Genomic DNA, 15,091 nt, shown 5'->3' with positions numbered 1-15,091 from the left:
TTTGGGTTAAACTTCTTTTTCTTTATACCTGATATAGCCCACTATGTAGAAAAATAATGCAACAATAGTGATGCCCGTGGCAATCAACAGTGGGCCGTTATCTCCAGGGCCATTAAAAGAGTTATCAGACGAGATGCGTACTTTGTTATCGAAGAAAAACTTTCCAGCTTGTACGTATATCAACATTGCAACACTTACAAAAGCGGAAATGGTAACCAAGGTTTTGATGTATTGAAAGCGATTGAAATAGATAGAACCTACTAAAAAAACGCTTGTAACCAGTATTGAAAAAGAGCTACAAATAAGCGCAACCTCGTTGAAATAGCTATGGAGCAAATGCGAATGGTTAAAGAAAAGCCAACCACCTTTTTCAATGGTTCGGTTAACATACTGACCACCTTCATATACCTTTTCTACGTAAGAGTAGTCGCTCAGGTAGGCTTGTACAAAGCAAAAATCAACTACAGAAAATATGAAAACATAAGATAGTATAGGCACGATGGAAGTGTAAATTATCGCGGTGACATATTTTTCGAGTTTCGAGGCGGGTGTTAACAGGTCGCTTGTTGCTTTTGCCTTGTTGCCTAAGTGCGCAAAATAGGTGCCAGCAATAATGCTGATAAACAATGGCCCTAATAATGTGAATAAAGGCTCTCTAAAATTGATGCGGTACGGAACCATTTCAGTTTTTTTGTATTCGGAGAGATCAGGGAAGTTAAAAAGATAAAAACCTACGATAATTGCTATAATAATTCCTAAGCTCATCAAATAGATTTTCCCAAACTCTAACCACTGCCTTTTTAGTAACAGGCTAAACCTGCGTGTATTGAAAGTATTGTTCATGTTTGTTTAGTTAAAAATTGGTTTCAATTTATCTTTCTCTGCTAAAACTGCGTTAAAAAGCAATTCCATATCTAGCTTGCTGTCCTCCTGATGATAATTTGGCGTGATGGCATTGTATCCAGCTAAGGACGCTTCAGCGTAAATGACGGTTTCATCAATTTCCTTCATGCGTTTAAAGCAAAGTTTATTGGCAACTTCATCTACCGAAGCTTTTAAGGCAATCTTGTTTTCGTCCAACATAATTACGGTATCAATCAGATTATCCAAATCACGTACTTGATGCGTAGAAATGATGATGCATTTCTCTTCCGTTAAGGCAGATGCCATGATTTTACGAAATTGTGCTTTCGAAGGAATATCCAAACCATTGGTTGGTTCGTCCATGATTACCAATTTTGCATTAGTGGCTAAGCCAAAAGAAATGATCACTTTTTTCTTTTGGCCGTAGCTCATGTCAATCAGTTTTTGTCCTGCTGGAATATCAAATTCCTTCAATAGGTCTGCAAAATACTGATGGTCGAAATTTGGGTAGAAAGGAGCATTGGCTTTTATATAGCTATCAATTTTAATTGCAGGCAAATGAAACTCCTCGGGAATGAAGCAGATTTGTTGTAACAAAGCCGGCTGTCTTTTGGCTGGGTCGAAACCAAGCACATCAATTTTTCCACTTTGCGCATATACCAAACCTGCTAAGTTTTTCAATAAGGTGGATTTACCTGCACCGTTTTTGCCCAATAGTCCATAGATATGACCGTTGCTCAATTGCATGCTTATATTCTTAAAAAGAATTCGATGCTTGCTATAGCTAAAATTTAGATTGTCTATCTTTATCATACTAGTGTATTAGTTAAATAATACGCTAAAGTAGTGCTAATTTTTTAATCTCCAAATTTTCGAAAAAAACTTTTTTAAAAATTATTTGAGATTTTGGTGAGAAGTGAATAAAAAAGCCCTTCAAATTCACTTGAAGGGCTTTTTTATACTGCTCGTCATTTCGACGAAGAATGAGGAGAAATCTAACCATTTATTTTTACTGTTTGTTAGATTTAACCTCGTTTATTTTAATTCTCTCTATGTTCGAAATGACGAATATTAGAGTCTGAGCAGTGTTACAATGGCACACTCACGCCAAAGCTTACATTACGTCCAGGATTGTAAATTCCTGCTAATTTGTATCTGCTCAAATGATTATAGTAAAGTTTATTGGTCAGGTTTTGTCCCGTAACCCAAACGTTTAATTTTCCTCTTTTGGTTTTAAACGAGGTACCTATTCCAGCATCTAACAAAGTATAGCCATCGGTTTCGGTTTCAAACGCATCAATTCTATCTTGTTTAAATACATTGGTTAAGCCAACTTTAATAAAGCTGTCGTTCAAGCCTTTTAAAGTGGGCTCAAAACGAATTTCATTGTTTAAGCTTGCTGCGGGTATAAAAGGCAGGGGTGAGTTGGTAGCCTTATTGGTACCTTTTACATAGGCAAAAGTATTTTCGAAATGCAGCGCTTTTACCAAGTGAAAATCTACGGAAGCTTCTCCACCAACCAAACTGGCATTGGTTTGTAAGAAACGGTATACAGGCAATGTCTCGGTATTACCTTCGTGATCGGTATTTACAATGGTTTCGTTATTGAGATTGCTCAAATAAATATAGTCGTAAATTTTGTTGCTGTACGCATTTAAGCCTAGGGTAATGTTTTCAGCATTATAAGTTAAGCCCAAATCAAACTGTAAACTGGTTTCTTGTTTCAGGTTACTGTTGCCAATTTCATATCTAAAAGTACCTTCGTGTTTACCATTTGCGCCAAGCTCAGCAATGTTAGGGGCCCTAAATCCCGAACCTATATTTCCTTTTAGGTTAAGGTTTTTGGCGATGTCAAATGCAAAACCTAATGAACCTGTAAAGTTGGAAAAATTGTTGCTGAAAGCTGAAAATACTTGGTCTTGATGGTCGTCGTGTGTCTCAAACAAATCCTTGCCATCTATTTTTTTATAATCGTAACGCACACCCGCATTAATGGCGCCATTGCTAAAATTACGTTTCAAATAGGCGAAAGCGCCAATATTATTGCTATTGTAATCAGGTACTAAAAATTCTTCGCCACTGTTTTTATTGGTTTGGTACATTCCCTGAACACCAATGGTGGGCTCCCACTTGCCATCGTTAGCAAAAGAATATTTCACATCATAAGTGTAAGAGTTAAGGCCTAAGTTCAATCCAGGTTCGTCCTTAGTCTCTTCAAATTCTTTACGGATGTTGCGTTGGAAAGCCAGGGTAGATTTTAATTGTCCGCCGCCAAGCAAGATATTGCTATTTAAAGCTGCACGATAATGGTTGATGTTTTGGAAAGGCAAGTTTAATGATCTTTTGCGGGCGTCGCTGTTGCTGATCACATTGCCTTCTTCATCAAGATAATTACCATCCTCATTTGGTCCGTCTTCTACCAAACCAATATTGGTGGCGAATCTTGATAGACTTAAATGAGTATAGCCCCAAGTTTTATTAAGCCCTAACATGGCACTGGTATTGATTTCGTTGAAACCTGCATTAGGAACCACGTGGCCTTTATAACCAAAACCATAGGCATTTTTATACGAAACTCTACCGCGGTATACAAAACCATTGGTATTGCCCTGAGCCATAATTGAAGAACCCGTTAAGCCACCATTAGTATTGTAATTAGTAGTGAAATTTCCATTAAATTGTCCTTCCGCAGGTACAAGGTCATCAATAATGTTAATGACACCTCCTAAAGCATCAGAACCATATAGCAAACTGGCTGGGCCTTTCAAAACCTCTATGCGGGCTGCGGCAAACTGGTCTACCTGTACGCCATGCTCATCGCCCCATTGTTGACCTTCTTCTCTGGCGCCATCCACCATGGTTAATACACGGTTATAGCCCAAACCCCTAATGGTTGGTTTAGAAATAGCACCTCCAGTGGTTACTTGTGCAACTCCTGGTATTTTGGCTATCGCGTCCACTAAATTGGTGGCGGCTGATTGGGCCAATTTATCTCGACCTACCGTAATTACCGCTAAGCTGTTGGTTTTATTGTTAGCACTAAGAGGAGTTCCTGTAATGACCACTTCGGCACTTTCAATCACTGATGGATCTAGTGCAAAGGTGATTTCCTCTTGTGCAGATAAGTCGATAACCTTGGAAGAAGTTTTATAGCCTAAGTAACGAACCTCTAACAGGAATTTGCCTTTGGCAGGCACATTGTTAAAGGTAAACTCGCCATTGTTATTGGTGCTTGTGGAAGCTTTTAAATCAGAAATGTATAAAGTGGCACCCGCCAAAGGTGATTGGGTGCTGGCATCAATTACTTTTCCCTTAATGCTAGCCAAAGTATTTGCCATGGCATTAATTGACAGGAATAAAGCAATAATAGTTACTAAAAAAGGTAACCTTTTCATAAACGAAAATATAAGTAGGATGATTTTTCACATCCAAATGGTGATAGTAAATAGATTATTAAAGCCATAGTCTTTCATCGCCTTGGTGGCAATAAATAAGATGGCATCGGAATAGGTAGAATTATGAAAAGGTTGGGGGACCACGTAAACACGAAGCAATGATTTCGGTAAAAGCGCCACCAATAGATGGAGTTGCCCTTTTAATGAAATCACTTTTCAAGTGAACGGAATAACTATTGAAGTTGTTGGTAAAGTTCTTTTCAAAATGAGCTTTACAAATCAAACAAGTTTCGGTAGAAGTTTTTACGTGTACTGTATGTGTACAATGCTTTTCCTTTATAACAATATTTTCTTCATGATGATGCAGCGCACCCCATGGAGTAACAGCTAGCGCAAACACGCCCAACATGAGCATAGCAAAAAGCTGTTTCAAGAAATGACGTTTCTTTGCGTGCATTGTGATACAAAGTTAAGTAAATATTAAGCAATGTTGTTTTAAAGAAATGTAACATTATTCTTCATGCGCTAAGTTTGACACATGGTTAACCATAAAGGACTTAAGTTGTTGCTGCTAAAAAATATCTGCATGTTAAATGTTAAAATATTTAAAGTGACTACATTTGAAGCACGTAATTTTCAAATATAAAACCAAATATATGAACCTGAAAATAAGTCAAACACCTTATGGAAACACCTTGAACTGTAAAGGATGGGTACAAGAAGCAGCATTACGCATGTTGTTGAACAACCTTGATCCAGCAGTTGCAGAAAGACCCGAGGATTTAATCGTATACGGCGGAAGAGGAAAAGCAGCCAGAAACATGGAAGCCCTTGAGTTGATCATTAAAGCCCTTAAAAATTTAGAAGAAGATGAAACTTTGCTAGTGCAATCTGGAAAACCAGTTGCCGTGTTGCCGACCCATAAAGATGCGCCGAGAGTACTAATCTCGAACTCGCAACTCGTACCTAAATGGGCTACGCAACAACATTTTGATGAGTTGGAAGATAAAGGATTGATGATGTATGGACAAATGACCGCAGGTTCTTGGATTTATATTGGCTCGCAGGGTATTGTGCAGGGTACGTATGAAACGTATTCGGCGCTAGCTAAAAAGCATTTTAACAGCAACCTGAGAGGGAAATTAAACGTTACCGCTGGTTTAGGAGGTATGGGAGGGGCGCAACCTTTGGCCATCACGATGAACCAAGGGGTTTGTTTGGCGGCTGAAGTAGAAGAATGGCGTATTCAAAAGCGTTTGAAAACAAGATACATTGACGAAATTGCTTATGATATTGATGAAGCCATTGATAAAGCATTGCAATATAAAGAAGAACAGAAAGCCATTTCGATTGGTGTGGTTTGTAACGCAGTAGAATTGCTACAGCGTTTAATTGATCGAAACATCGTTCCTGATACTTTGACCGATCAAACATCAGCACATGACCCGTTGATTGGTTATTTCCCAGAAGGATTGACCGTTGAAGCAGCAGCAGATTTACGTAAAAATAACCCTGATGAATATGTGAAGCAGAGTTATGCGACCATGGCCAAACATGTACAACAAATGTTGGAACTGCAAAAACGCGGGGCAATTACTTTTGATTATGGAAACAATTTAAGAGGTAGAGCACTGGAAGTGGGTGTCAAAAACGCTTTCGACTTTCCAGGTTTTGTGCCTGCTTACATCCGACCATTGTTTTGTGAAGGTAAAGGACCTTTCCGTTGGGCAGCGTTAAGCGGCGATCCTCAAGATATTTACGAAACCGATAAATTGATATTGGAGCTATTCCCAGAAAATGAAAGCTTAAAACAATGGATCACCATGGCGCAGGAGCGAATTGCTTTTCAAGGTTTGCCAGCACGTATTTGCTGGTTGGGGCAGGGTGAGCGAGAAAAGGCTGGCTTGGCTTTTAACCGCTTGGTGGCAGAAGGGAAAGTAAAAGCACCTATTGTAATTGGTCGTGACCATTTAGATACAGGTTCTGTAGCTTCTCCAAACCGAGAAACCGAAGCAATGTTGGATGGCTCGGATGCTGTAGCAGATTGGCCAATTTTGAATGCGCTGATCAATACCGCGGGTGGTGCCAGTTGGGTATCATTGCATCATGGTGGTGGTGTAGGTATTGGTTATTCTATTCATGCGGGAATGGTGATTGTGGCCGATGGCACTGAAGATGCTGCAAGACGACTGAAGAGAGTATTACATAATGATCCAGCAATGGGCGTTATTAGGCATGCCGATGCAGGTTACGACATCGCCAAGGATACTTTAAGAAAACATAGATTAGGATTATAATCTTTTGCCACAGATGCACAAATACTCCGAAAAACAGAAAATAAAATATCTGTGCATCTTTGGCTAATTTTTACTTCCTTTGTATAAAGGAAATGGTGTCTTCCTAATTGAACCGCCCTAAAAAGCTGATGGCGCCTGGTTGCAAATGTATTTACATTGATCAGGAAAAGTATGTCATTAATGAAACAAAAATCTTTCGCTGAAAAGCTCACGCTAACTTTTAAGTTGCTTAGCAAACGACACCCAGCCATCCCTTATTTGTTAAAATGGATTTTGATTAGCCTATTGCTCGGTGGATTGATAGGAACTGCCTCTGCTATTTTTTTGCAGTCGTTGGAATGGGCTACACAAACAAGAGAGCAACATTTATGGCTAATTGGTTTTTTACCTATCGCAGGTTTGCTCATCGGGTTACTGTATCATTATTATGGAAAAGATATTGCTTCTGGCAATAACCTGCTGATTGATGCCATCCATCAGCCCTCGGAAAAAATTCCTTTCCGAATGACTGTATTCATCTATCTGGGAACCATTGCTACGCATTTGTTTGGAGGTTCAGCAGGTAGGGAAGGAACAGCTTTGCAAATGGCTGGTGGAATTGCCGATCAGTTCAGTAAACCTTTTAAGCTATCTGCAGAAGATAGACGAACATTGATTATTGCTGCGGTAGCTGCTGGATTTGGATCGGTATTTGGAACTCCGTTGGCTGGTGCCATTTTTGCCATGGAGTTTTTTTTAGTAGGCAGACTGAGGTATAATGCCATTTTTCCAGCCTTTGCTGCAGCTATATTGGCAAGTGAGGTGACCCACCTTTGGCAAGTAAAACATACGGTATACACCATTGCTTCGGTTCCGGATATTTCATTTTTGAATTTAGCCTATGCATTATTGGCGGGTATCGCATTTGGGGTATGTGCGGCTATCTTTAGCAAAACCTTGCGTTTTGTGAATCAGATATTCAAATCTAAAATCAAATATCCACCGTTAAGACCTTTTGTTGGAGGGGTAATTCTAATATTGTGCATTTTGGTTTTGGGTAATACCAAATACATTGGTTTAGGTATTCCAACGATTGTGGAGTCTTTTGGACAGCAGTTGCCACCCTATGATTTCGCGATCAAGCTGGCCTTAACGGTGCTTACCTTGGCGGCAGGCTTTAAAGGTGGCGAAGTAACTCCCTTATTTTTTATTGGTGCTACTTTAGGGAGCACATTATCCATTGCGTTGCCTTTACCTGTAGCGCTTTTAGCAGGGATGGGCTTTGTTGCCGTTTTCGCTGGAGCTACCAACACTCCTTTAGCGTGTACCATCATGGCTATGGAACTGTTTGGAAGCCAGTGTGGTATTTATGTGGCTATTGCCTGTGTAGTTTCGTACTTGCTTTCGGGCCATACAGGGATTTACGAAAAACAAATCATCGGCGAGGCTAAACACCACCGCTTTTCAAGGGATGTGAATAAATGGATTGGAGATCTCTAGAAAATCCTAAAGATTAGGTATATTTTGATTTAAAAATATCTGTATATTCGGACCCATGCAACACCACAACTTCGACGTAGATATCGTCATTCCTTCATCGAAACAAAAAGTTAAGATTACTGCCGAGGCTATTGAGGTAAATCAAACCCGTATTGCTTGTAGCGATGTGGCGGCCGTTAAATATGGCGTGTCACTTATTGGTCCCGTAAAAAAGCCCATCAAGAAAAAATATATGATTGATGTAAGAAGCAGAGACGGTAGAACCATAAACATACAATTTGAAAGCAGTAAGGTTGAGGAGCTTTTGGAAGAAGATCATACCTACTATTATGTAATGTCTGGCTTATGGCAATATGTGAAAAAGCATTTGGTAAATGAGTTTATTGAGAAATTAAACAATCAGGAAAAGCTAGAAGTTGGCGCTGCAAAATTCAACTATCAAGGTTTTGAAATGCAGTATAAAACTTGGTTCTTGGGTAAAACAAAAACTACGGTAGTAGGATGGAGCCAAATCAAATATTTCTTAGATAAAGGTGTTTTGCATATCCAAGATATGTACGATAAAAAGAAAAATATTAATGTGAGCTTGCATGATGATTGGAATGCCGTAGTATTGAATACTTTGCTCCATTATCTTTCCCAAGAACATAGAAAAGAAAAACTCGAAAAAGGAGAGAAGATATAATTGAAAAGTCCCGCAAGTGCGGGACTTTTCAATTATATGCCTGTACGTAGGCTAAGAGGTGAAGACAATAGAACTAGAATAATGGTTCTGGCAGTTTCTTAGTATAGCGGATGGAAAAGTCTTAATCTACTTAAACGAGGCAATTTAAAGTTCAATATACTATATGTTGTTAATGCTCTCTTGATTTCGTTATAACCACCTAAACTCAATTGAATAGATAAAAAGTACTAAAGGGAGAAAAGAATAGACAGTCCTATATATAAGTAGGTGCTAAGTTTACCAAACATTATTGATGTTCAAAGGAAGCCGATGAAGGTTGTGCAAACTATATTGAATAAAACTAGTGTTTTTATTCAATAGCTCTTTCATCTTTTCGAAATCCTTTTTTATATACCTATATGTTATGTTTGTTGAGAATGCGCCAGACCCAAATTTTCGTGAGGTTGTCGATTGTCTCGATGATATAGGCGCTCGTAGTAATATAACCCGTGCTCCATTCCTTGTTTATAGATTGGTTGAATATATAAATCTACAGTACGGGGCATGACATGGGCACCATTCCTCACGGTTTTAAATTGGTTTTGAAATGCCTTGTTATTTTTTTTAGCTGTTTTACAGTGTTTTGTGTGTTTTTTTAGAATAAATAGCGCTTTTGGTGTTGCGGGCCTATAAATATTTTCTACCTTTGCACTCCCGCTACGGAGGTAACGAAGGAAATAAAAGAGAAAGAAGAAGTGAAGTTGGATTGAAATAATGGAAACGGATTTGCAGATGTTTCTGGTTCTAAAATAAAAGAACAGAAAAAATAAAAAAAAGTTTGCAGGTTTTAAAAAGTTTCCTACCTTTGCAGTCCCAAACGAAACGGGAGTTATCAAGCGGAGCTTGATAACAAATAAAAAAGATTGAAACGACGGAAACGGATGCCAGAACAATAAGACTGGCCGAAGGGGGAGTCGGATAGATATAGAGGGCCGCCGCGAGGTAGAGCCGGAAAGTTCATTAAAGAGATATCATTTATAAAAGCGCAGCGAGGCGAAAATGTTTACTGTAAAGTACATACAGCCAAACTGTTTTCTTTAGGTCGGTTCTTACAGACAATACAATCAAGAACAGACAATCAATTTTAGTTAATAGATAGTCAGCGTTCGAACTACAACATTTTACAATGGAGAGTTTGATCCTGGCTCAGGATGAACGCTAGCGGCAGGCCTAATACATGCAAGTCGAGGGGTATGGGAGAGCTTGCTTTCCCTGAGACCGGCGCACGGGTGCGTAACGCGTATGCAACCTACCCTTTTCTGGGGGATAGCCCGAAGAAATTCGGATTAATACCGCATAAGACCACGACACGGCATCGTGACGGGGTCAAACATTTATGGGAGAAGGATGGGCATGCGTGCCATTAGCTAGTTGGCGGGGTAACGGCCCACCAAGGCTACGATGGCTAGGGGATCTGAGAGGATGGCCCCCCACACTGGTACTGAGACACGGACCAGACTCCTACGGGAGGCAGCAGTAAGGAATATTGGTCAATGGGCGCAAGCCTGAACCAGCCATGCCGCGTGCAGGAAGACGGCCCTCCGGGTTGTAAACTGCTTTTGTACGGGAATAAACCTTTCTTCGTGAAGGAAGCTGAATGTACCGTAAGAATAAGGATCGGCTAACTCCGTGCCAGCAGCCGCGGTAATACGGAGGATCCAAGCGTTATCCGGATTTATTGGGTTTAAAGGGTGCGTAGGCGGCCTGTTAAGTCAGGGGTGAAAGACGGTGGCTCAACCATCGCAGTGCCCTTGATACTGATGGGCTTGAATGGACTAGAGGTAGGCGGAATGTGACAAGTAGCGGTGAAATGCATAGATATGTCACAGAACACCGATTGCGAAGGCAGCTTACTATGGTCCTATTGACGCTGAGGCACGAAAGCGTGGGGATCGAACAGGATTAGATACCCTGGTAGTCCACGCCCTAAACGATGAACACTCGCTGTTGGCGATACACGGTCAGCGGCTAAGCGAAAGCGTTAAGTGTTCCACCTGGGGAGTACGCCCGCAAGGGTGAAACTCAAAGGAATTGACGGGGGCCCGCACAAGCGGAGGAGCATGTGGTTTAATTCGATGATACGCGAGGAACCTTACCCGGGCTTGAAAGTTAGTGAAGTATCCAGAGATGGATGCGTCCTTCGGGACACGAAACTAGGTGCTGCATGGCTGTCGTCAGCTCGTGCCGTGAGGTGTTGGGTTAAGTCCCGCAACGAGCGCAACCCCTATGTCTAGTTGCCAGCATGTAATGGTGGGGACTCTAGACAGACTGCCTGTGCAAACAGAGAGGAAGGAGGGGACGACGTCAAGTCATCATGGCCCTTACGTCCGGGGCTACACACGTGCTACAATGGACGGTACAGAGGGCAGCTAGACAGCAATGTCGTGCCAATCTCAAAAAGCCGTTCACAGTTCGGATCGGGGTCTGCAACTCGACCCCGTGAAGTTGGATTCGCTAGTAATCGCGTATCAGCAATGACGCGGTGAATACGTTCCCGGGCCTTGTACACACCGCCCGTCAAGCCATGGAAGTTGGGGGTACCTAAAGTACGTAACCGCAAGGAGCGTCCTAGGGTAAAACCGATAACTGGGGCTAAGTCGTAACAAGGTAGCCGTACCGGAAGGTGCGGCTGGAATACCTCCTTTCTGGAGTGGGATTGGCCACTCGCTGCGCACAAATGATAAATGTATATCTCAAAAAAGGAAAAACACCAAGAAGATGAAGCCGCAGGTCTTACCGGCCACTGGGCAGGGGATATGGATGGCACATCGATATAGTCCCGTAGCTCAGCCTGGTTAGAGCACTACACTGATAATGTAGGGGTCTCCAGTTCAAATCTGGACGGGACTACGACCAAGTTTTTTTGGGGGATTAGCTCAGCTGGCTAGAGCGCCTGCCTTGCACGCAGGAGGTCAACGGTTCGACTCCGTTATTCTCCACCATCTTAGGTTAAAAGGTGAAAGTCAAAAGTTAAAAGTGCGAACTTGTAACCCACGACTCATAACCTCTAACTTAAAAGAAAAGTTCTTTGACATATTGGAAGAAGTTAAAAAGAAGAGCAAACAACAATAGGCGACTGTTGTGTTTGTGCTCGCCCATCGCAAGATGGGCATGAGACATCATGACAAGAGCAAAAAAGCACACCGTGCGGCGCAAAAGGCGCACGAGTGGAAGAAAGTAACAAAGAGTATACGGGGGATGCCTTGGCTCTCGGAGGCGATGAAGGACGTGATAAGCTGCGATAAGCCGTGGGGATCTGCAAATGAGATTCGATCCGCGGATTTCCGAATGGGGAAACCCGCCATGTTGAAGACATGGCACAATAAGAGCGAACCTGCCGAACTGAAACATCTAAGTAAGCAGAGGAAGAGAAAATAACAATGATTTCCTGAGTAGTGGCGAGCGAAAGGGAAAGAGCCCAAACCACTTATGTTACGGCATATGTGGGGTTGTAGGACTGTGATGTGGCTACATTAACGTGAAGTGGAACGGGATGGGAAGCCCGGCAATATAGAGTGATAGCCTCGTACACGTAAGCAATAATGGCCTAACAGTATCCTGAGTACCGCGAGGTCGGAGACGCCTTGTGGGAATCTGCCGGCACCATCCGGTAAGGCTAAATACTCCCGAGAGACCGATAGTGAACCAGTACCGTGAGGGAAAGGTGAAAAGAACCCCGAACAGGGGAGTGAAATAGAACCTGAAACCGTATACTTACAAGCGGTCGGAGCACCTTCGTGGTGTGACGGCGTGCCTTTTGCATAATGAGCCTACGAGTTACTCTTCACTGGCAAGGTTAAGTGCTTCAGGCACGGATCCGAAGCGAAAGCGAGTCTGAACAGGGCGCATAGTCAGTGGAGGTAGACGCGAAACCTTGTGATCTACCCTTGGGCAGGTTGAAGTTGCGGTAACACGTAATGGAGGACCGAACCGATAAACGTTGAAAAGTTTCCGGATGACCTGAGGGTAGGGGTGAAAGGCTAATCAAACTGGGAAATAGCTCGTACTCCCCGAAATGTTTTTAGGAACAGCGTCGGTGTTGAGTTATATAGAGGTAGAGCTACTGATTGGGTGCGGGGGAGTCAAATCCTACCAAATCCAGACAAACTCCGAATGCTATATAATATAACCGGCAGTGAGGCTCAGGGTGCTAAGGTCCTGGGCCGAGAGGGAAAGAACCCAGACCATCAGCTAAGGTCCCTAAATTACAGTTAAGTTGAACTAACGAGGTGCGATTGCATAGACAGCTAGGATGTTGGCTTGGAAGCAGCCATTCATTTAAAGAGTGCGTAACAGCTCACTAGTCGAGCGATCGTGCATGGATAATAAACGGGCATCAAACTGTATACCGAAGCTATGGGATTGAAATATATCGGTAGGGGAGCATTCCAGCGGCGGTGAAGCTGTGGCGCGAGCCGTGGTGGAGCTTCTGGAAAAGCAAATGTAGGCATAAGTAACGATAAGGCGGGAGAGAAACCCGCCCACCGAAAGGATAAGGTTTCCTGATCAACGCTAATCGGATCAGGGTTAGTCGAGGCCTAAGGCGAACCCGAAGGGGGTAGTCGATGGACAACGGGTTAATATTCCCGTACTTTTTATAGCTGCGATGTGGGGACGGAGTAGTGAAACTGCCGCGAACTGACGGAATAGTTCGTTGAAGACAGTAGGTATACGGATGGTAGGCAAATCCGCCGTCCGTGCTGAATGTCGATAGTACCGCGAGCCTTCGGGCAAGTGGATAGCGCAGGTAATCAGACTTCCAAGAAAAACCGCTAAGCCCTAGGCTATAAAAACTCGTACCGCAAACCGACACAGGTATCCGGGATGAGAATTCTAAGGTGCTCGAGTGAATCATGGCTAAGGAACTCGGCAAAATGGCCCTGTAACTTCGGGAGAAGGGGCGCTGTCAGCAATGGCAGCCGCAGTGAAAAGGCCCAGGCGACTGTTTAACAAAAACACATGGCTTTGCAAAATCGAAAGATGAGGTATAAGGCCTGACACCTGCCCGGTGCTGGAAGGTTAAGAGGGGATGTCAGCCGCAAGGCGAAGCATTGAATCGAAGCCCCAGTAAACGGCGGCCGTAACTATAACGGTCCTAAGGTAGCGAAATTCCTTGTCGGGTAAGTTCCGACCTGCACGAATGGTGTAACGATCTGGGCGCTGTCTCAGCCATGAGCTCGGTGAAATTGTGGTCCCGGTGAAGACGCCGGGTACCCGCAACGGGACGGAAAGACCCCATGCACCTTCACTACAGTTTAACATTGACATTGGGTACAGGATGTGTAGGATAGGTGGGAGGCTTTGAAGCGGCGTCGCCAGGCGTCGTGGAGCCAACGTTGAAATACCACCCTTTCTGTATTCGGTGTCTAACTCCGCTAAGCGGAGGACATTGTTTGATGGGTAGTTTGACTGGGGTGGTCGCCTCCAAAAAGGTAACGGAGGCTTTCAAAGGTAAGCTCAGTACGCTTGGTAACCGTACGGGGAGTGCAATAGCATAAGCTTGCTTGACTGTGAGGCATACAGGCCGATCAGGGTCGAAAGACGGATATAGTGATCCGGTGGTTCTGCATGGAAGGGCCATCGCTCAAAGGATAAAAGGTACGCTGGGGATAACAGGCTGATCTCCCCCAAGAGCTCATATCGACGGGGAGGTTTGGCACCTCGATGTCGGCTCGTCACATCCTGGGGCTGGAGAAGGTCCCAAGGGTTCGGCTGTTCGCCGATTAAAGTGGCACGCGAGCTGGGTTCAGAACGTCGCGAGACAGTTCGGTCCCTATCTGTTGTGGGCGTTGGAATCTTGAGTGGGGCTGACCTTAGTACGAGAGGACCGGGTTGGACTAGCCTCTAGTGAATCTGTTGTTCCGCCAGGGGCATTGCAGAGTAGCTACGCTGGGAATAGATAAGCGCTGAAAGCATCTAAGTGCGAAACTAGCCACGAGATGAGGATTCCATATAGGGCCGTAGCAGACTACTACGTTGATAGGCTACAGATGTAAAGGTGGCGACACCACAGTCGAGTAGTACTAATAGCCCGAGGCTTTCAAAGCTGCACACACGTTGTTTGTTCTTCACATAACTTCTTTCAATAATATGTCATTTCATGAGCTGCGAGCTGAAAGTTGCCAGTTTCGGGTATAATGCCCATAACCCATAGCCCGTAACCCTGAATTAAAAATCTTCAGGTGCCTATATCGGCGGTGTCCACCTCTTCCCATTCCGAACAGAGAAGTTAAGCCCGCCAGAGCCGATGGTACTGCGGTAACACGTGGGAGAGTAGGTCGGTGCCTATCCCTAAACGCCCCCCTTCAGAAATGTCGGGGGGCTTTTTTGTG

Annotated in this window: 7 protein-coding genes, 2 tRNA genes, 3 rRNA genes and 1 riboswitch; of the genes, 8 read left to right on the top strand and 4 right to left on the bottom strand. The window is 43.3% G+C overall.

What is annotated here, in order from left to right; genetic code table 11:
• Nucleotides 1–6: 6 nt before the first annotated feature.
• The 4 genes from DUT70_RS10205 to DUT70_RS10190 form a co-directional block, all read right to left on the bottom strand.
• Nucleotides 7–843: a hypothetical protein gene (locus DUT70_RS10205; protein WP_113647237.1), complete on the bottom strand. Its 837-nt coding sequence runs from the start codon at nt 841–843 to the stop codon at nt 7–9.
• A gap of 6 nt (nt 844–849) precedes the next feature.
• On the bottom strand, nt 850–1,677 hold the full coding sequence (locus tag DUT70_RS10200) for an ABC transporter ATP-binding protein (protein ID WP_113647236.1): 828 nt from the start codon (nt 1,675–1,677) through the stop codon (nt 850–852).
• A gap of 275 nt (nt 1,678–1,952) precedes the next feature.
• Nucleotides 1,953–4,259, bottom strand: coding sequence for a TonB-dependent receptor (locus DUT70_RS10195; protein WP_113647235.1), 2,307 nt, complete (start codon nt 4,257–4,259; stop codon nt 1,953–1,955).
• A 121-nt stretch (nt 4,260–4,380) separates the two neighbouring features.
• Nucleotides 4,381–4,716 (bottom strand): hypothetical protein, encoded by a 336-nt coding sequence (locus DUT70_RS10190; RefSeq protein WP_113647234.1) that lies wholly within the window; start codon nt 4,714–4,716, stop codon nt 4,381–4,383.
• A 199-nt stretch (nt 4,717–4,915) separates the two neighbouring features.
• Here DUT70_RS10190 and hutU point away from each other — a divergent pair, with 199 nt between their 5' ends.
• The 8 genes from hutU to rrf all read left to right on the top strand — a co-directional run bounded on the left by hutU (nt 4,916) and on the right by rrf (nt 15,049).
• On the top strand, nt 4,916–6,556 hold the full coding sequence (gene hutU, locus DUT70_RS10185) for a urocanate hydratase (RefSeq protein ID WP_113647233.1): 1,641 nt from the start codon (nt 4,916–4,918) through the stop codon (nt 6,554–6,556).
• A 79-nt stretch (nt 6,557–6,635) separates the two neighbouring features.
• Nucleotides 6,636–6,701: riboswitch (Fluoride riboswitch) on the top strand.
• 35 nt (nt 6,702–6,736) lie between these two features.
• Nucleotides 6,737–8,035, top strand: coding sequence for a voltage-gated chloride channel family protein (locus DUT70_RS10180; RefSeq protein WP_205529781.1), 1,299 nt, complete (start codon nt 6,737–6,739; stop codon nt 8,033–8,035).
• A gap of 55 nt (nt 8,036–8,090) precedes the next feature.
• Complete coding sequence (locus DUT70_RS10175) at nt 8,091–8,720, top strand: hypothetical protein (protein WP_113647232.1); 630 nt, start codon at nt 8,091–8,093, stop codon at nt 8,718–8,720.
• A 1,162-nt stretch (nt 8,721–9,882) separates the two neighbouring features.
• Nucleotides 9,883–11,404: ribosomal RNA gene (locus DUT70_RS10165) — 16S ribosomal RNA — on the top strand.
• Between the two features lie 130 nt (nt 11,405–11,534).
• Nucleotides 11,535–11,609, top strand: a tRNA-Ile gene (locus tag DUT70_RS10160).
• Nucleotides 11,610–11,624: 15 nt separating this feature from the next.
• Nucleotides 11,625–11,701 (top strand) — tRNA-Ala (locus DUT70_RS10155).
• A 229-nt stretch (nt 11,702–11,930) separates the two neighbouring features.
• Nucleotides 11,931–14,805: ribosomal RNA gene (locus DUT70_RS10150) — 23S ribosomal RNA — on the top strand.
• Between the two features lie 132 nt (nt 14,806–14,937).
• Nucleotides 14,938–15,049: ribosomal RNA gene (gene rrf, locus DUT70_RS10145) — 5S ribosomal RNA — on the top strand.
• Together the 16S, 23S and 5S rRNA genes with 2 tRNA genes alongside form the textbook arrangement of a ribosomal RNA operon.
• Nucleotides 15,050–15,091: the final 42 nt, after the last annotated feature.

Source organism: Pedobacter chitinilyticus (genome assembly GCF_003313385.1).
GTDB lineage: Bacteria > Bacteroidota > Bacteroidia > Sphingobacteriales > Sphingobacteriaceae > Pedobacter > Pedobacter chitinilyticus.
The sequence above is the reverse complement of the archived record's forward strand: the minus strand, read 5'-3'. Positions and strand labels throughout refer to the sequence as shown.